This is a genomic window from Bradyrhizobium sp. LA6.1 (assembly GCF_040547805.1).
GTDB classification, from domain to species: Bacteria; Pseudomonadota; Alphaproteobacteria; order Rhizobiales; family Xanthobacteraceae; genus Bradyrhizobium; species Bradyrhizobium barranii.
This window is the reverse complement of sequence record NZ_JBEPQK010000005.1, coordinates 185,197-204,613: the sequence shown is the minus strand read 5'-3', so window position 1 is coordinate 204,613 and position 19,417 is coordinate 185,197. Positions and strand designations below refer to the sequence as shown.

The 19,417-nt window shown below is 65.2% G+C and carries 19 protein-coding genes; 9 read left to right on the top strand and 10 right to left on the bottom strand.

The window, feature by feature from the left end:
- Positions 1 to 2,787, top strand: a complete 2,787-nt coding sequence (gene treY / locus ABIB99_RS14805) for a malto-oligosyltrehalose synthase (RefSeq protein WP_354176333.1) — start codon at positions 1 to 3, stop codon at positions 2,785 to 2,787.
- A 3-nt stretch (positions 2,788 to 2,790) separates the two neighbouring features.
- Here treY and ABIB99_RS14800 read toward each other — a convergent pair whose 3' ends face one another.
- Complete coding sequence (locus ABIB99_RS14800; RefSeq protein WP_085405235.1) at positions 2,791 to 3,108, bottom strand: polyhydroxyalkanoic acid system family protein; 318 nt, start codon at positions 3,106 to 3,108, stop codon at positions 2,791 to 2,793.
- Positions 3,109 to 3,290: 182 nt separating this feature from the next.
- Between ABIB99_RS14800 and ABIB99_RS14795 the strand changes: the two genes are divergently transcribed.
- Entirely contained in the window at positions 3,291 to 3,455 is a 165-nt protein-coding gene (locus tag ABIB99_RS14795; protein ID WP_007595743.1) for a DUF3309 family protein, read from the top strand.
- 145 nt (positions 3,456 to 3,600) lie between these two features.
- Here ABIB99_RS14795 and ligD read toward each other — a convergent pair whose 3' ends face one another.
- Positions 3,601 to 6,267: a DNA ligase D gene (ligD, locus tag ABIB99_RS14790; protein ID WP_354176332.1), complete on the bottom strand. Its 2,667-nt coding sequence runs from the start codon at positions 6,265 to 6,267 to the stop codon at positions 3,601 to 3,603.
- 117 nt (positions 6,268 to 6,384) lie between these two features.
- Here ligD and ku point away from each other — a divergent pair, with 117 nt between their 5' ends.
- The gene (gene ku / locus ABIB99_RS14785) at positions 6,385 to 7,269 is read left to right on the top strand and encodes a non-homologous end joining protein Ku (protein ID WP_354176331.1); all 885 of its coding nucleotides are present in this window, start codon (positions 6,385 to 6,387) and stop codon (positions 7,267 to 7,269) included.
- A 140-nt stretch (positions 7,270 to 7,409) separates the two neighbouring features.
- Here ku and ABIB99_RS14780 read toward each other — a convergent pair whose 3' ends face one another.
- From ABIB99_RS14780 to ABIB99_RS14750, 7 genes are all read right to left on the bottom strand, one after another.
- Positions 7,410 to 8,099 carry a response regulator gene (locus tag ABIB99_RS14780; RefSeq protein WP_354176330.1) on the bottom strand — a complete coding sequence of 230 codons (690 nt, stop codon included), beginning with the start codon at positions 8,097 to 8,099 and terminating at the stop codon, positions 7,410 to 7,412.
- On the bottom strand, positions 8,096 to 10,819 hold the full coding sequence (locus ABIB99_RS14775; RefSeq protein ID WP_354176329.1) for a DUF4118 domain-containing protein: 2,724 nt from the start codon (positions 10,817 to 10,819) through the stop codon (positions 8,096 to 8,098). Before ABIB99_RS14775 ends, ABIB99_RS14780 begins: the two co-directional genes overlap by 4 nt.
- 40 nt (positions 10,820 to 10,859) lie before the next feature.
- A complete protein-coding gene (locus ABIB99_RS14770; protein ID WP_085405239.1) occupies positions 10,860 to 11,465 on the bottom strand; it encodes a K(+)-transporting ATPase subunit C in 606 nt (201 codons plus the stop codon).
- Positions 11,466 to 11,522: 57 nt separating this feature from the next.
- On the bottom strand, positions 11,523 to 13,637 hold the full coding sequence (gene kdpB, locus ABIB99_RS14765) for a potassium-transporting ATPase subunit KdpB (RefSeq protein ID WP_354176328.1): 2,115 nt from the start codon (positions 13,635 to 13,637) through the stop codon (positions 11,523 to 11,525).
- A gap of 18 nt (positions 13,638 to 13,655) precedes the next feature.
- On the bottom strand, positions 13,656 to 15,359 hold the full coding sequence (gene kdpA / locus ABIB99_RS14760) for a potassium-transporting ATPase subunit KdpA (protein WP_354176327.1): 1,704 nt from the start codon (positions 15,357 to 15,359) through the stop codon (positions 13,656 to 13,658).
- 112 nt (positions 15,360 to 15,471) lie between these two features.
- Positions 15,472 to 15,561, bottom strand: coding sequence for a K(+)-transporting ATPase subunit F (locus tag ABIB99_RS14755; RefSeq protein ID WP_041953522.1), 90 nt, complete (start codon positions 15,559 to 15,561; stop codon positions 15,472 to 15,474).
- An 11-nt stretch (positions 15,562 to 15,572) separates the two neighbouring features.
- Positions 15,573 to 15,797 (bottom strand): hypothetical protein, encoded by a 225-nt coding sequence (locus ABIB99_RS14750; protein ID WP_354176325.1) that lies wholly within the window; start codon positions 15,795 to 15,797, stop codon positions 15,573 to 15,575.
- A 380-nt stretch (positions 15,798 to 16,177) separates the two neighbouring features.
- Here ABIB99_RS14750 and ABIB99_RS14745 point away from each other — a divergent pair, with 380 nt between their 5' ends.
- The 4 genes from ABIB99_RS14745 to dapA all read left to right on the top strand — a co-directional run bounded on the left by ABIB99_RS14745 (position 16,178) and on the right by dapA (position 18,268).
- Positions 16,178 to 16,645 (top strand): hypothetical protein, encoded by a 468-nt coding sequence (locus ABIB99_RS14745; protein ID WP_063981389.1) that lies wholly within the window; start codon positions 16,178 to 16,180, stop codon positions 16,643 to 16,645.
- Between the two features lie 20 nt (positions 16,646 to 16,665).
- The gene (locus ABIB99_RS14740) at positions 16,666 to 16,944 is read left to right on the top strand and encodes a hypothetical protein (protein ID WP_081369150.1); all 279 of its coding nucleotides are present in this window, start codon (positions 16,666 to 16,668) and stop codon (positions 16,942 to 16,944) included.
- A gap of 133 nt (positions 16,945 to 17,077) precedes the next feature.
- Positions 17,078 to 17,332, top strand: a complete 255-nt coding sequence (locus tag ABIB99_RS14735) for a hypothetical protein (RefSeq protein WP_063981387.1) — start codon at positions 17,078 to 17,080, stop codon at positions 17,330 to 17,332.
- Positions 17,333 to 17,350: 18 nt separating this feature from the next.
- Entirely contained in the window at positions 17,351 to 18,268 is a 918-nt protein-coding gene (gene dapA, locus ABIB99_RS14730) for a 4-hydroxy-tetrahydrodipicolinate synthase (protein WP_354176324.1), read from the top strand.
- 36 nt (positions 18,269 to 18,304) lie between these two features.
- Here the strand turns inward: dapA and ABIB99_RS14725 are convergent, their stop codons facing one another.
- Entirely contained in the window at positions 18,305 to 18,598 is a 294-nt protein-coding gene (locus tag ABIB99_RS14725; protein WP_187387945.1) for a hypothetical protein, read from the bottom strand.
- 201 nt (positions 18,599 to 18,799) lie between these two features.
- On the opposite strand from ABIB99_RS14725, the gene ABIB99_RS14720 reads away from it, so the two are divergent.
- Both ABIB99_RS14720 and ABIB99_RS14715 read left to right on the top strand, forming a co-directional pair.
- Positions 18,800 to 18,991, top strand: a complete 192-nt coding sequence (locus ABIB99_RS14720) for a hypothetical protein (RefSeq protein ID WP_063981384.1) — start codon at positions 18,800 to 18,802, stop codon at positions 18,989 to 18,991.
- 17 nt (positions 18,992 to 19,008) lie between these two features.
- On the top strand, positions 19,009 to 19,407 hold the full coding sequence (locus ABIB99_RS14715; protein ID WP_063981383.1) for a hypothetical protein: 399 nt from the start codon (positions 19,009 to 19,011) through the stop codon (positions 19,405 to 19,407).
- Positions 19,408 to 19,417: the final 10 nt, after the last annotated feature.

Here is a 19,417-nt window from a genome sequence, read left to right as displayed (position 1 = left end):
ATGCCTCCTGCCATTCCTCTGGCGACCTATCGGCTTCAGCTCACCGCGGATTTCGACTTCGACAAGGCCGCCGCGGTCGTGCCTTACCTCAAGGCACTCGGGATCACGCATCTCTACGCCTCGCCGGTGATGAAAGCGCGCAAGGGCTCGACCCACGGCTACGACACCGTCGATCACAGCCAGTTCAATCCCGAGCTCGGCGGCGAGGCCGGCTTTGCTCGATTGAGCGATGCCCTCACGCAGCACGACCTCGGCCTCATCATCGACTTCGTGCCGAACCATGTCGGCGTGCACTTTGCCGACAATCCCTGGTGGCTCGACGTGCTGGAATGGGGCCAGGCCTCGCCGCATGCGGTTTCCTTCGACATCGACTGGGATCAACTGGCCTATCGCGCCCGCGGCGGCGTGCTGCTGCCGATCCTCGGCGCGCCCTATGGCGAGGCGCTGGAGCGCGGCGACATCGAGCTGCGCTACGATGCCGATGAAGGCAGTTTTTCCGCCTGGTATTTCGAGCATCGCCTGCCGATCGCGCCGGAACGCTATGGCGAAATGCTGCGCGTGATCGTGAAGGAAGCCGACGCCGCCGAGACCGAGGGCGGCAAGCGCCTGCTCGCGCTCGCGGCCCGCTACACGGGGCTGCGTCGCCCCAACCGCAGGGAGGCGCCCGGCTTCAAGGCGGAGCTCAAGGAGATCGCAGGCAGCGTCGACATCATCGAACGCGGTCTCGCCACCTATCGTTCCGCCAAGGATCGTCCGGCGCAGACGCTGGCGCTGCATCATCTTCTGGAGCGCCAGCACTACAAGCTCGGGCACTGGCGGCTCGCCTCCAGCGACATCAACTATCGCCGCTTCTTCGACGTCAACGGGCTCGCGGGCCTGCGGGTCGAGGACGCGAGCACGTTCGCCGCCACGCACCGGCTGGTGAAGCAGCTCATTGCCGACGGCAAGCTGCAAGGCATCCGCCTCGATCACATCGACGGCCTGCGCGATCCCGCACAATATTGCCAGCGGCTGCGCCGGCTGGTGCGCGACGCGCAAGGCAACACCAAGCCGTTCTATACCGTGATCGAAAAGATCCTGTGCGAGCACGAGCGCCTGCCGCGTTTTGCCGGCGTTCAGGGCACCACGGGCTATGAGTGGATGAATGTCATCACTCAGGTTCTGGTCGACGCGAAAGGGCTGGAGGCGCTGAACGAGACCTGGCGGCAGATCAGCAACCGCGCGCCACAGCTGGCGCCTTACGTCAAGGACGCCAAGCGGCGCGTGCTGGAGACGCTGCTGACCAGCGAATTCACCGTGCTGACCCGCCTGCTCGCGCGGATCGCCAACGGACATTACTCGACCCGCGACTTCTCCGCCGACAGCCTGCGGCAGGCGCTCGAATTGTACGTGCTGCACTTCCCGGTCTATCGCACCTATTTGACGCATAGCGGCCCGACCGCGCTCGACCGCAAGCTGATCGACGACACCATCGAACGGGCCCGCGCGGAATGGTTCGCTGCGGATGAAGGCATCTTCGACTTCCTGCGCGACGCGCTGACCATGGACCTGCTCAAGCCCGGCCGTCCCCCGCACAGCGCCCCGCGGGTGCGCCGCTTCGCGCTGAAGGTGCAGCAGTTCACGGGACCGATGATGGCCAAGTCGCTGGAGGACACCGCGTTCTATCAATTCCACCGGCTGCTCGCCCTGAACGAGGTCGGCGGCGATCCCGCGAGCAACGGCCTCACGGTACCTGCCTTCCACGAAGCCATGCGCGCGCGTGCCAACGAATGGCCGCAAGGGATGACGGCGACCGCGACCCACGACACCAAGCGCGGCGAGGATGCCCGCGCGCGCATCGCGGCGCTCAGCGAGATTCCCGGCGAATGGACCAGCGCGGTGGCACGCTGGAAGGTGCTGAACGCGCCGCACCTCGCGCTCGACGGCAATCTGCGCGCCCCGTCGGCGACGTTCGAATACATGCTCTACCAGACCCTGCTCGGCGCCTGGCCGCTTGGGGAGACGGCCGATGCCGGCTTCGTCGAGCGCATCCAGGCCTATGCACTCAAGGCCGCGCGCGAGGGCAAGGAGGAGACCAGCTGGCTCAACCCGCACGAGGCCTATGAGAACGGCGTCGCGAGCTTCATCGGGAAGATCCTCGATCCAGCGCAGTCCAGCGAGTTCCTGGAGGCGCTGCAAACCCTGGCACGCCGTGTCGCGCTGCTCGGCGCCTTGGATTCGCTGAGCCAGATCACGCTCAAGGCGATGCTGCCCGGCGTGCCGGACTTCTACCAGGGCACCGAATACTGGGACCTGTCGCTGGTCGATCCCGACAACCGCCGCCCGGTGGACTTTGCCGCGCGGCAGACGGCGCTGACGTCACTGAATGCGCCAGACTGGCGCGGGCTGATCAAGACCTGGCCGAATGGCCAGCTCAAGCTGGCCTGGACGCGGCACCTGCTCAAACTGCGCAACGAGCTCGCCGATGTGTTCGCGCAGGGCGAGTATCAGCCGCTGCAGGTCCACGGCGCGCACGCAGACCACGTCATTGCCTTTGTCCGCCGACACGGCCGCACGGCTGCGATCGTCGTGGTCGGGCGCCAGTTTGCGCCGTTCACGCAAGAGGGCCGACAATGGCCCGCGTTCGAGGGCGTTGACGCGACGATCGACATCACCGGCTACACCGGGCCAGGCCTTGCCGGCATTGAATTGCCGCTCGCGCAAGCCTTCCGGGATATTCCCGCTGCGGTCATCGAAGCACGCGCCGCCAGCACGGCGAGACCCAGGCAACAGCGCGCTCGTAGCTGACGGCTACTTGCCCCCGTCCTTGGTCAGCAGCAGCTGCCCGCGCTTGCGGATGGTCGCCTGCGCCATCTCGGCGAAGCGCTGCAACAGCCACGGCAACACCACCTCCACCTTGACGTGGTCGTCGGCGACATCGACCTGACCGCTCGCGATCTGCCCGAGCGCGCGGATGCGAAAATTCATGCTGTCGCCGTTCCAGCGCTCCTCCTCGACCTGCATCACGGGAATGCTGGCGGCGGCGCGGCCGAGCCCGGTCTTGAGCCGGCGCACGGCTTCCTCGCGGCCGAGACGATGCGGAATGGAGACGACAAGCGGTGCTGACATGGCGCTGCCCTGTGGTGACTGATCCTCACATAGTCATGCCGCCTGGATTGGCAAAGGTTCCATGCAAGTTCGCCCCGTTCGCCGTGTTTCATCGTCGGAACTATAGAACCTGCGGCAAGTTGCCCTCGCACCACGGGACAGGTGCAAACGACCCTTTCAACAAAGGGCTGGAGGAGACTAGCATGTCTATCGGTACGATCATTCTGATCATTTTGGTCATCGCGCTGCTCGGTGGCTTCAGCGGCATCGGCGGCGGCCCGTTCTACGGCACCGGCTATTACGGCGGCGGCGGCCTCGGGCTCGTCATCGTCATCCTGCTGATTCTGCTGTTGCTCGGACGGATCTAGCGCAAGGAGCTGTAGCGGCCTCGTAGGGTGGGCAAAGGCGCAACGCGCCGTGCCCACCTCTTCGCCGCAATAAGAAAGCTGGTGGGCACGCTTCCGCCTTCGCTCTTCGAGCTACGGCGGACAAGCCGCTTTCCCCACCCTACTTCTACTTCTTTTTCCCCGCGAGCTTCTTCGCCGCCGCCTTGATCGATGTGGCCGCGTCGTCATAGCCATCCCAGGCCTTCGAGCGCGCCAGCAGACCCGGCACCGTCCGCACCGTGTACCGCTTCGGATCGAGATCACCCTTCACCTGCGCCCACGTCACAGGCATCGACACGGTCGCGCCATCGCGCGCACGGGGTGACAGCGGAGCTACCGCCGTCGACAGGCGATCGTTGCGCAAATAATCCAGGAAGATCTTTCCGTTGCGCAGCTTCTTCGACATGTTGAGCAGATAGCGCTCGGGATCGTCGTCGGCCATCCACTGGCAAACGCCTTGCGCGAACGCCTTGGCCTCCTTCCAGCTCACCTTGTCGCGCGCACCGTGGAGCAGCGGCACCACCACGTGCAGGCCCTTGCCGCCGGTGGTCTTGCAAAAGCTCTCCATGCCGACGTCGGTGAGGCGCTGCCGCATCTCCTTGGCGGCGTCCACGACATCGGCGAATTTGACGTCCGGCGCGGGATCGAGATCGAACACCAGCCGGCCCGGCGTATCGTAGGCGTCCGGGGCACAATTCCAGGGATGCAGCTCGACGCCGCCGATTTGCGCGACCGCGGCGAGCCCCTCGACGCGATCGATCTGCAGGTACGGCTTGCGATCGCCCGAGACTTTCGCGAGCTCCAGCAGGTTCGAGGTGCCCTGCATGGCATGGCGCTGGAAGAACTTTTCGCCGCCGATACCGTCAGGCGCGCGCAGGATCGAACAGGGCCGGCCCTTGATGTGCTCGATCATCCAGGCGCCGACGGCCTCGAAATAGAGCGCGAGATCGAGTTTTGTGACGCCCTCGCCGTCGCCGCCATCCGGCCACAGCTCCTTGTCCGGCTTTGAGATGACGACACCCATCACCTCGGCCGTACCGGCATCCTTCCGCTTGCCTGCCTTCGGCACGGCACGCTTCCTGGCCGAGGGCCTTGCGAGTTCGGTATCGGCGGGTGTTTCCGCCTCGATCTCCTCAGCCGGCTTATCCTGCCGCAGGCCCTTGAAGGCGGCCTGGCGGATATTGCCGTCGGCGGTGAACCCGGCGAACTCGATCTCGGCGACGAGCTCCGGCTTCAGCCAGTGTACGTCGCGCGTCTTTTTCGGTGCGTTCTTGCCGCCGAAGGGGCTCTGCTTGGCCTCCATGGCTTTCAAGGACGGCATGATGCGCTTGACCGTGTCCGCGCCGAAGCCGGTGCCGACCATGCCGACGAAGGCAAGATGATCGCCGCGGTGCACGCCGGCCATCAGCGAGCGGAATTTGCCGTTGGTGGTCTTCCAGCCGCCGATCACGACCTCATGGCCGGCGCGGCATTTCGCCTTGGTCCAGCTTTCCGTTCGCCCCGACCGGTAAGGCGCATCGAGCTTCTTCGACACCACACCTTCGAGCTCGAGCTTGCAGGCCGATTGCAGCACGGCATCGCCGCTGCTCTCGAAATGCTCGACATAGCGGATCTGGCTCGATTTCTTCTTGTCTGCGTCCAGGACTTGCCTGAGGCGGTCCTTGCGCTCGCCGAGCGGCAGGCGCCGGCAATCGAGCCCCTCGGCGAACAGGAGGTCGAAGGCAAAGAAGATCAGGTCCTCGGTCTTGCCGTCCGACAACGCCGCCTGGAGCGAGGAGAAATTCGGCGCGCCGTTGTGATCGAGGGCGACGATCTCGCCGTCAATCATGACGTCGGGAAGCTCGCCCGCCTCCTTCGCGATGGCTGCGAACTTGTCGGTCCAGTCGAGGCCCTTGCGCGTCTTCAGCGTCGCCTCGCCGTCCTCGACGCGGAGCTGGACGCGATAGCCGTCGAACTTGATCTCGTGGCACCAGCCGTCGGCCGCCGGCGGCCGCTCGACGGGGGTGCAGAGCTGCGGCGCGACGAAGTCCGGCATCTCCGAGACTTTTTTCGCGTTTGTCGCGGTCGTCGCTTTCGTCTTTGCGCCCGTCCCGCGCTTCAACGCCGCACCGGGCGCCGGCCTGACGGTGCGCCCTTTCGGCTCCTCGACACGATTGGACTGCCAGACCGCATCGGCCTTGACCTTGGCACCCTTCGCCAGCATGAACGGTTTTGGCGCGCGACCCTTGCCATCGGCGATCTCTGCCATCGCGCGGCCGGAGGCCACCGACTTGTCCTCGCTGAGAATGTCGTCGCTCTCGCTGGCATATTCGTCGCGATGCTTGATCAGGAGCCAGTTGGTGCGCTTGCCGCCGGTGCGGTCATGCCTCATCCGCACCAGCACCCAGCTTCCATGCAACTTGTCGCCGTGGAGCGTGAACTTGAGGTCGCCCTTCTGGAAGCCGCGCTCGGGATCCTCGGACTCCCAGGTGCCGCGGTCCCAGAGCATGACCGTGCCGCCGCCATACTGCCCTTCCGGAATCGTGCCTTCGAAATCGCCATAGTCGAGCGGATGGTCCTCGACCTCGACCGCCAGCCGCTTGTCATGCGGATCGAGCGAGGGTCCCTTGGTGACCGCCCACGACTTGAACACGCCGTCGAACTCGAGCCGCAGATCATAGTGCAGCCGCGTCGCATCGTGCTTCTGGATCACGAAGCGCCGCTGCGCCGATGGCGCCACCGCGGTCTTGCCCGACGGCTCCGGTGTCTTCTCGAAATCGCGTTTCTGTCGGTAGGTGGAGAGTTTTCGCAGCACGACCGGTCCCGCATTCTCTTTCGGCGTTGAAGCCTATCACGGCGGAAGTCCCACCCGGAACCAAAACCCGATGGGGCTGTTGGGGTTCCAAAATGCCTTGAAACGCTGGAGAACGGAATGGCCCCGCGCGCCTATTGGAAGGGAACGTTAAAGCTCTCGCTGGTCAGTTGCCCGGTCGCGCTTTATCCGGCGACCACCGCGGCCGAGAAGACGCGGTTTCACATGATCAACCGCGAGACCGGAAACCGGCTCAAGCAGCAGATGGTGGACTCCGGGACCGGTGACGTGGTCGAGAGCGGCCAGAAGGGACGCGGCTACGAGCTGCGCAAGGGCAAATATGTCGAGATCGAGCCGGAGGAGCTCGAGGCGGTCCAGATCGAAAGCAACCATACCATCGACATCGAGAGTTTCGTGCCGAGCGACGAGATCGACCAGCGCTATCTCAATCATCCCTATTATATCGCGCCCGACGGCAAGGCTGCGGTCGATGCCTTCGCCGTGATCCGCGACGCCATGAAGGACCAGGACCGTGTGGCGCTCGCCAAGATCGTGCTCACCAACCGCGAGCACATCATCGCGATCGAACCGCTCGGCAAGGGCCTGCTCGGCACCACGTTGCGCTTCCCCTACGAGCTGCGCGACGAGGACCAGTTCTTCGACGACATCAAGAGCCCCAAGATCACCAAGGACATGGTCGAGCTCGCCGGCCACATCCTGCAGACCAAGGCCGCACATTTCGACCCGAGCAAGTTTAGGGACGACTACGAGACCGCGCTGAAGGCGCTGGTGAAGCGCAAGGCCAGCGGCAAGACAATCGAGCTGCCGGAACGCGAGGAGCGGCCGAGCAACGTCGTCAGCCTGATGGACGCGCTGAAGCAGAGCCTGAAGGGACGCGGCGGGAAGAAGACGGCGGCGAAGTCCCATGCGCGTTGTGCCGCCGGGCGCCCGCGAGCCGCGAAGAAGACGCAGCGCTCGACGGCGCGGCAGAGGAAGGCGGGGTGATTTCGCCGCGCGACCCACTCTCTGCCCTCATGGTGAGGAGGCACGAAGCGCCGTCTCGAACCATGCAGGCCTCGCTGCTGCAGCCGGGCCTTCATCCTTCGAGACGCGCGTTCCGCGCTCCTCAGGATGAGGATCGAAAGCTAATCCCCCGCCTTCAGCCGGTACCCGATCCCCGTCTCCGTCAGCACATATTGCGGGCGTTCGGGGTCGGCTTCGATCTTCTGGCGGAGCTGGCGGACATAGACGCGCAGATATTGTGCGTCGGTGAGCTCATCCCAGAGCTCCTTGAGCAGGAAACGATGGGTCAGCACCTTGCCGGCGTGCTGAACCAGCACGCGCAAAAGATCGTATTCCTTCGGCGACAGTTTTACGTCGCGCTCGCCGAGCTTGACGATGCGGCGCACCAGATCGACGGAGAGATCGCCGGTGCGGAACACCGGACGCTCGCCCTGAACCTGGAGCTGATGCCGCAGCGCGGCGCGCAGGCGCGCCAACAGCTCGTCCATGCCGAACGGCTTTGTCAGGTAATCGTCGGCACCGAGATCGAGCGCCTGCACCTTGCCGGCCTCGTCGCCCCGGCTCGACAGCACCACGATCGGCACGGCTTCATTGCGGGCGCGGATGGTGCGCAACAGCTCGTGGCCCTGGATGTCGGGCAGGCCGAGATCGAGGATGATCAGCGCCGGCTCCTCGGTGAGCTTTTCCAGCGCGGTCTTGCCGTTCGGCGCCTCCAGGATCTCGTAGCCCTGCGTCGTCAGCCCCATCCGTAGCAATTTTCGGATCGGCGGCTCGTCGTCGATGACCAGAACCTTGATCGGGGCGGCGCTCATGCTGCGGTATCCAATGCGTGGGTCCCTGCCGGAACGGGCAGACGGATGGTGAGGATCGCGCCGCTGCGGTCGCCGCGGTTGGCGGCCGAAATCGTGCCCTGCATCGCCTCGACGAAGCCGCGGGAGATGGCGAGCCCCAGCCCGGTGCCGGGACGGACATGGTCGCCCTTCTGCACCCGATAGAATTTGTCGAACACGCTCTCGAGCTCGTCAGGCGGAATGCCGCCACCCTGGTCGGCGATCTCTAACACAACTTGATTCCCTTCGCGCCGGCTGCGGATCGAGATGGCTGTATCGGGCAGCGAATATTTTGCGGCATTGTCGAGCAGATTGAACAGCACTTGCTCGAACAGCACGGCATCGAGCTGAAGCATCGGCAGATCGGCAGCCAGCACCAGTTCCACCCTGTGCGCCGTCAATATCTTGCTCGCACGCCGCAGCGCGCTGCCGACGATCTCGCCGAGATCGTGCAGTGCCGCGTTGGGCACAATGGCGCCGGATTCGAGCTTTGTCATGTCGAGCAGATTGGCAATGAAGCGGTTAAGGCGCTCTGACTCGTCGATCACGGTCGCGAGCAGGTCGCGCTTCTCGGTGTCGGACAAGGCACCGGCGAGATCGCGCATGGTCGAGGCCGCACCGAGCACGGAGGCGAGCGGCGTCTTGAGATCGTGCGAGATCGAGGTCAGCAGCGCAGAGCGCAACCGCTCGGATTCGACGGTGCGCTTGACGCGATCCACGTCCTCGACCAGCAGCACGCGCTCGATTGCCAGTGCGCCCTGGTCGACGAGCGCATCGAACAGCCGGCGCTGGTCCGGGGTCAGCAGCGGACCGGTCCGATCATTGTCGATGCCGATGACGCCGATCGGACCACGCCCGGTGCGCATCGGCAGGAACAGCCGCTTGGCGCCGGGAAGCGTGTCCGAGCCGCGGCCGGCGGGACGATCGTTGCTCCAGGCCCAATTGGCGGCGGCGAGATCGGCCTGGTCGATCTGGTCCTCGGGCGGATAGCCGGACTTCACCGTGAGCAGCCCTTCCTCCGGCAGCAGCAGGACCACGCGAACCTTCAGCATCAGCGCAGTTTGATAGGCCGTTGCCCAGAGCACATCGTCGAGCGTGCCGGTGCCCGTGAGCTTGCGGCTGAACGCATAGAGCTGCTCGGTCGTGCGGATGCGGCCGAGCGCGGTGTCCGCCTGCGTGCGCACCCGCCCGGCAACGTTCGACACCACGAACGCGATCAACATGAAAAAGAAGAACGCTGCGACATTGGTCGGGTCGGTAATCGTGAAAGTGTAGACCGGCGGCAGGAAGAAGAAGTTGTACGCCAGCGACGCCGCGACGCTGGCAAGAAGCGACGGCCACAACCCGTAGCGAACGGCCACGGCGACAACCGCGGTCAGGAACATCAGGTCGACGTTTTCGATGCCGAAATACGGCTTGATCGCCACCGCTGCGGCAAGGCCGAGCGCAGTGATCCCGAGCGCCTTCAAATAGGGACGTGCATCAAACGCCTCTGCCCGTGCTGCCGTCTGGACCGCCGTCTTCGGCGCCGGCTCGTCCGCGAGCTCATCGCCGGGAATGACGTGAACGCTGATATTGCCGGAACTGCGCACGAGATCATGCACGACGGAGCCGCGCGTCAGTTCGAACCACCGCGAGCGCGTCGATTTCCCGATCACGATCTGGGTGACGTTGTTGCCTTGCGCGAAGTTGATGACGTCGTCGGCGATGCGGCGGCCGACAGCGGGAATGGTCAGTGCTTCACCGCCGAGCGATTCGGCAAGCCGCAGCGTATCGGCGAGACGGTCGCGCTCCTCGTCCGAAAGCTGGAGCGACCGCCGGGTCTCGATCGAGATCGCGGTGAATTGCGCATGCAGCCGGTCGGCCAGCCGCTTGGTGTAGCGCACGAGCCCGGCCGCGCGCGGATCCTCGCTGATGCAGACGAGGATGCGCTCGCCCGCGGCCCAGGGGCCGGCGATGGCATTCGCCTGCATGTGATTGAGAAGCTGCTCGTCGACCCGCTCGGCCGTACGCCGCAGCGCCAGCTCGCGCAGCGCGGTCAGATTGCCGGGCGAGAAATAGTGCTCCAGCGCCCGCTCGGCCTGCTTGGGCACATAGACCTTGCCCTCCCGAAGCCGCTGGATCAAATCGTCGGGCGTGAGGTCGATCAGCTCGATCGCATCGGCGCGGTCGAATACCGAGTCCGGCACGGTCTCGCGCACCCGCACATGGGTGATCTGGGCGACGACGTCGTTCAGGCTCTCGATATGCTGGATGTTGACGGCGGTGTAGACGTCGATGCCGTGGGACAGCAGCTCCTCGACGTCGAGATAGCGCTTGGGATGGCGGCTGCCGGCGGCATTGGTATGAGCGAGCTCGTCAACCAGCGCGATTCGAGGGCGGCGCTCGATCACGGCATCGAGGTCCATCTCCTCGACGCTCTGGCCGCGGTAATCGAACCTCTTGCGCGGCACCACCTCGAGCCCGCGCACCAGCGCCTCGGTCTCGGCGCGGCCATGGGTCTCGACAAAGCCGACCACCACGTCGATGCCCGCCTTGCGCCTGGCATGGGCGCTTTGCAGCATCTCGTAGGTCTTGCCGACGCCGGGGGCGGCGCCGACGAAGATCTTCAGCTTTCCGCTCGCGCTCTCCTCCCGGCGCGCGGCCTCAAGCAGCGCCTCAGGGGACGGACGTTGTTCGGGATCGCGGCGCTCTCGGACCATCAGGCCAATATAATCATCCGCCCGCCCCCAGCCTAGACCGCTACTTCGCGGTGGCGCGATCGAGCGCGAGGTTCAGTGCCAGAACGTTAACCCGCGGTTCGCCAATCAGGCCGAGCAAACGGCCCTGGGTGTTGGAGGCCACGAGCTGCTTGACCTGAGCGTCCGGCAGATTCCGCGCCTTCGCCACCCGCGGCACCTGAAATTCAGCCGCTTCCGGCGAGATGTCCGGGTCGAGGCCGCTGGCCGAGGTGGTGACTAGGTCGACCGGCACGGCGGCGTTCGGATTTTCAGCCTTCAACTTGTCCACATCCTCCTTGAGCCGGTCGGCCAGCGCCTTGCTGGTCGGGCCAAGGTTGGAGCCGCCCGAGTTGGCCGCGTTGTAGGGCGCCGACACCGTCTTGGTCGAATCATTCGGGTCCGGCGCCAAAGTCGCCGAGAGGCGGCCGTGGAAATATTTGTCCTCCTTGAACTCCTGCCCGATCAGGGCGGAGCCGATCACCTTGCCGTCCCGCTCGATCAGGCTGCCCTGCGCCTGTGAGGGGAAGATCGCACCGGCAATAGCGGTCATTGCGAGCGGATAGGCCAGGCCGGTGATGGCGGTGAGCACCAGCAGCAGGACGATGGCGGGGCGAATTTCTCTGAGCATGTTAGGTCTCCAAATCTTTCGTCATTGCGCGGGGCGCGGTGCGCCCCGCGACGACGATCAAGCCAGATGCAAGGCGGTGACGACGAGGTCGATCGCCTTGATGCCGATGAAGGGAATCACGATGCCGCCGAGGCCGTAGATCAGGAGGTTGCGCCTCAGCAATGCGCCGGCACCGACCGCGCGATAGGCCACGCCCTTCAGCGCCAGCGGGATCAGCGCGATGATGACCAGCGCGTTGAAGATGATCGCCGACAGGATGGCGCTCTGCGGGCTCGACAGGTTCATGACGTTGAGCACGTTGAGCTGCGGGTAGAACGCCAGGAACATCGCCGGGATGATCGCAAAATACTTTGCGACGTCGTTGGCGATCGAGAACGTCGTCAGCGCACCGCGTGTCATCAGCAGCTGCTTGCCGATCTCGACCACCTCGATCAGCTTGGTCGGGTTGGAATCGAGGTCGACCATGTTGCCGGCCTCGCGGGCGGCCTGGGTGCCGGTGTTCATGGCGACGCCGACGTCGGCCTGGGCAAGCGCCGGCGCGTCGTTGGTGCCGTCGCCGCACATGGCGACCAGCTTGCCCTTGGCCTGCTCGTCGCGGATCAGCTTGAGCTTGTCCTCGGGCGTTGCCTGCGCGAGGAAATCATCGACGCCCGCCTCCGCCGCGATCGCAGCGGCCGTCATCGGGTTGTCGCCCGTGATCATGATGGTGCGGATGCCCATGCGGCGCAGTTCTGCGAAGCGCTCGCGGATGCCGCCCTTGACGATGTCCTTGAGCTGGATGACGCCGAGCAGCTTGCCGTCCTTGGCGACCGCAAGCGGCGTTCCGCCTGCTTTCGAGATCTCGTCGGCAATGGTCTGGACTTCACGGCCGACGTCGGAAAGGACCGCAGGCTGGATGGCGCGCGCGGTGTTGCCGGAGGCAACGGCCAGCGGCGCACCGCCGCCGACATAGTTGAGCATGGCATCGACCGCGCCCTTGCGCACCGACGAGCCGCCGGCATCGACACCGCTCATGCGGGTCTGTGCCGTGAACGGAATGAAGGTGGCGCCAAGCTCGGCCATGTCCCGGCTGCGAATGGAATACTTCTCCTTCGCCAGCACGACGATGGAGCGGCCTTCCGGCGTCTCGTCGGCGAGCGAGGCGAGCTGCGCCGCATCGGCGAGCTCCTGCTCGGTGACGCCGCGAACCGGGCGGAAGGCGGTCGCCTGGCGGTTGCCGAGCGTGATCGTACCGGTCTTGTCGAGCAGCAGCGTGTCGACGTCACCGGCAGCCTCGACCGCGCGGCCGGACATCGCCAGCACGTTGAAGCGGACCAGGCGGTCCATGCCGGCGATACCGATCGCCGACAGCAGCGCGCCGATCGTGGTCGGGATCAGCGTCACGAACAGTGCGACCAGCACGACCACCGAGATCGAGCCGCCGGCATAAGCCGCATAGCTCGGAATGGTGACGGTGGCGAACACGAAGATGATGGTGAGGCCGGCGAGCAGGATGTTGAGCGCGATCTCGTTCGGCGTCTTCTGCCGCTCGGCGCCCTCGACCAGCTTGATCATGCGGTCGATGAAGGTCGAGCCTTGCGCGGCCGTAATGCGGACGCGGATCCAGTCGGACTGCACCTGCGTGCCGCCGGTCACCGCCGACCGGTCACCGCCGGACTCGCGGATCACGGGCGCGGACTCGCCAGTGATGGCGGCTTCGTTGACGGAAGCGACGCCTTCGATCACCTCGCCGTCGGAGGGGATGACGTCACCGGCCTCGACCAGCACGATATCGCCGACCTTCAGGCTGGTGCCCGGCACCAGCGTGAAGGCCTGGCCCGCGCCGCTCAGCAGCTTGGCCTGGCTCTCGGTGCGGGTCTTGCGCAACGATTCGGCCTGTGCCTTGCCGCGGCCTTCGGCCACCGCTTCGGCGAAATTGGCGAACAGCACCGTGAACCAGAGCCAGAGGATGATCTGGAAGGTGAAGCCGAGATTCTCGCCGCCGGCGACGAGGTCGCGCAGGAAGATCACCGTGGTGAGCGCGGCCACGATCTCGACCACGAACATCACGGGGTTCTTGATCATCAGCCGCGGGTCGAGCTTGGTGAAGGACGCGCTGATCGCGGGCAGAACGATCTTGGGATCGAGCATTGCCGACATCGGGGCACGTTTTTGCAGTTTCATCGTATCCATGGAGGTCACTCCAAACAATCAGAAGACGTTGCCGGCGTTCATCGCGAGTTGCTCGACGATCGGGCCGAGCGCGAGTGCCGGGAAGAAGGTCAGGCCGCCGATGATCAGGATCACGCCCACGACGAGGCCGACGAACAGCCCGCCCGTGGTCGGGAACGTGCCCGCCGACGGCGGGATCGACTTCTTGGCGGCCAGCGAGCCCGCAATCGCCATCGCCGGAACGATCATGAAGAACCGGCCGACGAACATCGCGGATGCGAGCGTGAGGTTGTAGAAGAGCGTGTTGCCGGTGAGGCCCGCGAAGGCCGAGCCGTTGTTGCCGGTCGCCGAGGTGAAGGCGTAGAGCACCTCGGTGAAGCCATGCGGGCCGGCATTCGCCATGGAGGCGACCGCCGCCGGATAGACCACGCCGACCGCGGTCCAGCCGAGATACATCAGCGGCAGCACCAGGATCGCGAGCATCGCCATCTTGACTTCGCGCGCCTCGATCTTCTTGCCGACATATTCCGGTGTGCGGCCGACCATCAGGCCGGCGACGAAGATCGCGAGCACGACGAACAGCAGCATGCCATAGAGGCCGGCGCCGACGCCGCCGATGATGACTTCGCCGAGTTGCATGTTGATCAGCGGGATCATGCCGCCGAGCGCGGTGAAGCTGTCATGCATGGCGTTGACCGCGCCGCAGGAGGCGGCCGTGGTCACCACGGCGAACAACGAGGATGCGACGATGCCGAAGCGGACTTCCTTGCCCTCCATGTTGCCGCCGGTGAGGCCGAGCGCATGCATCATCGAGGTGCCGTTGGCTTCCGCCCAATAGGTGATGGAGACACCGGCGATGAACAGCACGCCCATCACCGCGAAGATCGCCCAGCCCTGGCGCTGGTTGCCGACCATGCGGCCGAACACATTGGTCATGGCCGCGCCGATCAGGAAGATCGAGAGCATCTGAACGAAGTTCGACAGCGCCGTCGGGTTCTCGAAGGGATGGGCGGCGTTGGCATTGAAGAAGCCGCCGCCATTGGTGCCCAGCATCTTGATCGCGACCTGTGAGGCGACCGGGCCGACCGCGATGGTCTGCTTGGCGCCTTCGAGCGTCGTGGCCTCGACGTAATCGCCGAGCGTCTGCGGGATGCCCTGCCAGACCAGGAACAGCGTGTAGACGACGCAGATCGGCAGCAGCACGTAAAGCGTCGTGCGGGTGACGTCGACCCAGAAATTACCGACCGTGCGCATCGAGGCGCGCGAGAATCCGCGGATCATAGCCACCGCGAGCGCGATGCCGGTCGCCGCCGACAGGAAATTCTGGTGCGTCAGGCCGAGCATCTGCACGAGATAGGATACCGTGCTCTCGCCGCCGTAATTCTGCCAGTTGGTGTTGGTGATGAAGGAAATCGCGGTGTTGAAGGAGAGATCCTGGGCGACCGCGCCCTGCCCGGCCGGGTTGAAGGGCAACACCGCCTGAAGCCGCATCACGCCGTAGATGATGAGGAAGCCGCCGACATGGAACAGCAGCATCGAGACCGTGTAGGTCAGCCAATGCTGCTCGCGCCTCTCTTCGACGCCGGAAAACCAGTAGATGCCGGCCTCGATCGGCCGCAGCACCGGCGACAGGAACGTCCGCTCGCCGTTGAACACAGCCGTCATGTACCCGCCGAGCGGTTTTGTCAGCGCGACGATAATCGCGCAAAAGAGAATGATCTGGAGCCAACCGATCATAGTCATGGCATCAACCCTTTAGGACGTTTGTCCTGCGCAGGAGCGGCAGGATCAGGGCAAGCAGGCACGCGACGAGCGCGGCGTCCGCGAGCAGCAATTCGAGAAGCAGCAGCACGGGTCAGAACCGCTCGGGCCGCAGCAGTGCGTAAGTGAGGTAGAACAGGAGACCGAGCGAGACGACGGCGGCGAGCGAATAATCGAAGGTCATGGTCCGCTCCCTCACAGCCGTTCGCAGGCGTAGGTGTAGCCGATCGCAAGCGCGAAGAAGCCAAAGCCCAGCGCCAGCGTCAGAATGTCCATCATGGGAATGCTCCTCGTTGCGGCTTTATGTCGGACGCAACCGTTTCTCAGGCGTCCGGCGAGCGCGTGGAACGAAGGAAATGCAAAGCATTTCCACGGCACCAGCCGGGACTTTTGACCGTGTTGAAGTGCCACCACCGGCATAGGTTTTCGAGATGAGGCCTATGGCGAAGTTATATGAATTCTATAAGTGCCGACGCGTCGTGGCTGTTCGCCATGTGGCACCGACACTGTATTCCGGACGGTCGTTCCGAGCAGGCAGCGCAGCGACACAAGCCACCGTTGCTTTCACTACCGTTGTTAAGGCAGGCCATGGCCAGGGTCTTTTCAAAAAGCCCTGCTTCTATAAGCCTCGACCTTCGGCGGCGACGGCGGCCGGGGATCTGTCGCTCTTATCCGGAAGATTCCGTGCACTTATGAAATCCTTATATCGCCCGTCCCGCCCCCATCTCGTTTTCAAATGCGCTTCCAGCCATCTTGGAGAGGCCGGCCGACTGACCGACGCCAATTCCAGGAGGCCTGACATGACCGCCGTTCTCCGACGCCTTGCCCCACCTTCCCTCAACCAGCAGCTTCGCGCGGCACCGGCAATGACGCGTCCGCTGATGCTCGACATCATCGATCAGGCCTGCCGGCGCTTCCCGTCGCGCGGGCGGAGCGAGCGCAGCGCGCATATCACGCGCCTGGTCGACGCCGAGGCCTGGACCGACGCCGCGCTGGCGCTGATCGAGCTCGAGCTGCCGATGTGGCAGGTCCGCCGCATCGCCTATGACGAGGGCGAGTGGCATTGCGCGCTGTCGCGCGAGCGCGAATTGCCGGACTGGCTCGACGCCGCTGTCGAAGCCCGGCATGCCGATCTCGCGCTGGCGTTGCTGTCGGCCTTCATCGAGGTACAGGCATTGGCCGTGGAGGTATCGCGGCCGAGCGTTCCCACCGTGCGCGCCGCCCCGGACCCGCTCTATCAGCCGGTCGCTTGCGAGAATTTCAGCTAGGCCAAGCGGAGGTTCGCGCCTTGCCGCAATCTTCAGACATGTCGCGGGGCCTCAGCCCGACGCGGTTGATCGCGCGCTTTGCCGTCCGCATCGCACTGCTCGTCGCCTTTGCAGCCTTCGGCAGCGTCGGCTTTGCACGCAGCCTCTCCGCCCTGCTCTGGATGTCGATCATCCTGTGCGCCCTCGCCGGCCTCGTCAGGCGCGAGCCGCTGTTCGGTGCCGTCCTCAATCATTGGGACGAGGGCGTTGCCTTCGGCGCCCTGTTCGCGCTGGTTCAGGTCGTCAACGAGCTGGCCTGAACATCGGGCTTTATGACCTTCCTATGAGATCGTCGCGCAGCCTCACTCGAAATCATATTCGCTTGAAAAGATATTGATCGGGTGGTCGCGGGACACGCACCCGCCGCCCGCGTCAATCGGAAGGAATACGAAAGTGAAACTCGTCGAACCTCCCTCGTGCAGCTCTCCCTCGACCATCGTCTTCATCGGCCGCAACCACAGGGGACAGTGGGTCGCCCAGCAGCAGAACGGCCTCTACGGTGGCCTGTTCGTCAACCGCGCCCAGGCCATCAAATATGCGCTGTTCGAAAACGGACAGCACCCCGAGACCATCATCGAGCTGCCACGCGAGATCGAGCTCGACATGGGCAGCAGGCCCGATGCCGCCGCTCCCAAGCGCGCCGCCTGAGCTTCTCGGCAAAAAACCATGTTCATCCCACCCTCCGCCTGGTTCACCGGGTTCATACCGGACCTGCCGACGCCGTTCGATTCGGCCGACGCGAACGACCTGAAGGCGTTCGTCGCGCTCTGCGAGCGTCAGATCGCGGCCGGCGTACCCGCACTGGTGGTGTGTGAGACCGCCGGCGAGGCACCGACGCTCTCGCCGGCCGAGCAGGCGCTGATCATTCGCACCGCGGTCGATGTCGCGCGTGGCCGCGTGCGGATCATTGCCGGCGCCGTGTCGAATTCAACGAGCCACGCCATCGAACTCGCGCGGCGCGCGGAGGCGGCCGGCGCCGATGCCGTGATGTCGGTGGTGCCCGCCTACAACAAGCCGATGCAGGAAGGAATGCTCGCGCACTTCCGCGCCATTGCCGGCTCGATCGGCCTGCCCGTGATCCTGCACGACGCACCCTCCCGCACGCTGCGGCCGCTCGCCGACGAGACGCTTCTGCGTCTCGTCGAATCGCGCCAGTTCGTGGGCTTGCGCGATGCGAGTGGCGACATTACCCGTCCGATGCGCCTGTCCCACCGCCTGCCCGCCGGCTTTCGCTGTCTATCCGGCGACGACACCACCGCCCTCGGCTTCATCGCGGACGGCGGCGATGGCGCGATCTCGGAGATTGCCAACGTCGCGCCGGATCTCTGCCGCACGATTTTTTCACATGTCAGGCAGGGCCGGCTGCAATCCGCCCGGTACCTGCACAGGCGCCTGATCCCCTTGATCGCCTGCCTCGGGAAGGAGAGCCCGGCCGCACTTAAATGTGCACTCGGCGTGCTTGGCCTGATGTCGCCCGCCACAAGGCTTCCGATCGTTCCGCTGGACGCAGCCGCGCAGAGGGAAGTGGTACGCGCATTCGCCGCGATCGCCGACGAGGAGCTGATCGACCGCGTCGGCGCCTGAGGCGTCGCACGGCATCCGGGTATCCCCATGCGGCAATCAATCGAAGGGCCTCACAGGCTGCTCCGCGCCTGGCAGCTCACGCTGCTGCGATTTGCCGTGACGCTCGATGAGTCCGACAGGCTTAATGTCGCCGCGCTCGCGGCGGAGCTCGATCATCTGGGCGGCGGCGCCACGGACTCCCTCCACTTCTTTCGGCGGACCAGCTCGCAACTCTGTGCGGCCATCAGCGGGCAGCGGCAGAGTGTGGAAGCGACGCTGGAATGCTTCTGCAAGCAGATCGAGGAACCGCGGCTGCGGAACGCCTTTGCCGCAGCGATCGGGATGACGCATTCGGATCCTGCGCCGTCTCAGGCCCGGCCGAAGCGGAACCCCGGTCTCTTCAGAGGGCTGCCGGCGCGACGGTCGGCATCCTTATAGCATTCCTATACTGGTGCCTCGGCGCTCATCTCGCAATCCTACGCAACGATGGACATCATAGGAGGCAGATTGCGGCGGCCTCGGCCGCCGCCATGCTGACGAAGGAATGCAGACATGTCGATGCTGACACATGGCGTTGAGCGCTCCCTTGGCTGGGCCGAACGCCCCGCACGGATCTCGCCGGAGCGCAAGGCGCAGCTCAAGCGCATCGCGCTCAGCGCGCTGACCCTGCTCTCGATGGGCAGCGTGCTCGCAGCGCTGATCGCGCTGAAGACCGCGATCTATGTCTGGCACCTCCACGCCTGACGGCATGGGAGACCATCATGACCTTGCAGATGTGTGAGGAAGCCGCGATGACCGCGATCGCCCTTCAAGCCACGCGCCGCCAGCCCGAGCGACCGACAATGGCCGCGTCCGCGGCGTGCCTTGGACCGATCGACCCGGATGTCATAAGCACCGCCATCCCCGCCTTCTTCATCGGGCGCAACAGCGCCGGCCTCTGGGTCGCGCGGGAGGCGCATGGACGCATCGGCGGTCTCTTCCTGTTCAAGAGCTCAGCGGTCGATTTCGCCAACCGGCAGAGTGGCCTCGCAAGATGCGCGCTGGTGTTTCCCGCCGAGACCTTCGAGCTCGATATCGAGAACCGCGGCAATCCGCTGATTGCGCTGGCGGAGGGCGCGAGGCGGCTCCTGGCCCGCGCGGCGGCAAGGCTGCGGACATGATTGAGCTCAA

Excerpts from the sequence above, each read along its gene's own strand:
- treY (WP_354176333.1), top strand. The coding sequence starts at position 1 with ATGCCTCCTGCCATTCCTCTGGCGACCTATCGGCTTCAGCTCACCGCG.
- ABIB99_RS14800 (WP_085405235.1), bottom strand. The coding sequence starts at position 3,108 with ATGTCAGCACCGCTTGTCGTCTCCATTCCGCATCGTCTCGGCCGCGAG.
- ABIB99_RS14795 (WP_007595743.1), top strand. The coding sequence starts at position 3,291 with ATGTCTATCGGTACGATCATTCTGATCATTTTGGTCATCGCGCTGCTC.
- ku (WP_354176331.1), top strand. The coding sequence starts at position 6,385 with ATGGCCCCGCGCGCCTATTGGAAGGGAACGTTAAAGCTCTCGCTGGTC.
- ABIB99_RS14780 (WP_354176330.1), bottom strand. The coding sequence starts at position 8,099 with ATGAGCGCCGCCCCGATCAAGGTTCTGGTCATCGACGACGAGCCGCCG.
- ABIB99_RS14775 (WP_354176329.1), bottom strand. The coding sequence starts at position 10,819 with ATGGTCCGAGAGCGCCGCGATCCCGAACAACGTCCGTCCCCTGAGGCG.
- ABIB99_RS14770 (WP_085405239.1), bottom strand. The coding sequence starts at position 11,465 with ATGCTCAGAGAAATTCGCCCCGCCATCGTCCTGCTGCTGGTGCTCACC.
- kdpB (WP_354176328.1), bottom strand. The coding sequence starts at position 13,637 with ATGGATACGATGAAACTGCAAAAACGTGCCCCGATGTCGGCAATGCTC.
- kdpA (WP_354176327.1), bottom strand. The coding sequence starts at position 15,359 with ATGACTATGATCGGTTGGCTCCAGATCATTCTCTTTTGCGCGATTATC.
- ABIB99_RS14755 (WP_041953522.1), bottom strand. The coding sequence starts at position 15,561 with ATGACCTTCGATTATTCGCTCGCCGCCGTCGTCTCGCTCGGTCTCCTG.
- ABIB99_RS14750 (WP_354176325.1), bottom strand. The coding sequence starts at position 15,797 with ATGCCGGTGGTGGCACTTCAACACGGTCAAAAGTCCCGGCTGGTGCCG.
- ABIB99_RS14745 (WP_063981389.1), top strand. The coding sequence starts at position 16,178 with ATGACCGCCGTTCTCCGACGCCTTGCCCCACCTTCCCTCAACCAGCAG.
- dapA (WP_354176324.1), top strand. The coding sequence starts at position 17,351 with ATGTTCATCCCACCCTCCGCCTGGTTCACCGGGTTCATACCGGACCTG.
- ABIB99_RS14725 (WP_187387945.1), bottom strand. The coding sequence starts at position 18,598 with ATGCGTCATCCCGATCGCTGCGGCAAAGGCGTTCCGCAGCCGCGGTTC.
- ABIB99_RS14720 (WP_063981384.1), top strand. The coding sequence starts at position 18,800 with ATGTCGATGCTGACACATGGCGTTGAGCGCTCCCTTGGCTGGGCCGAA.
- ABIB99_RS14715 (WP_063981383.1), top strand. The coding sequence starts at position 19,009 with ATGACCTTGCAGATGTGTGAGGAAGCCGCGATGACCGCGATCGCCCTT.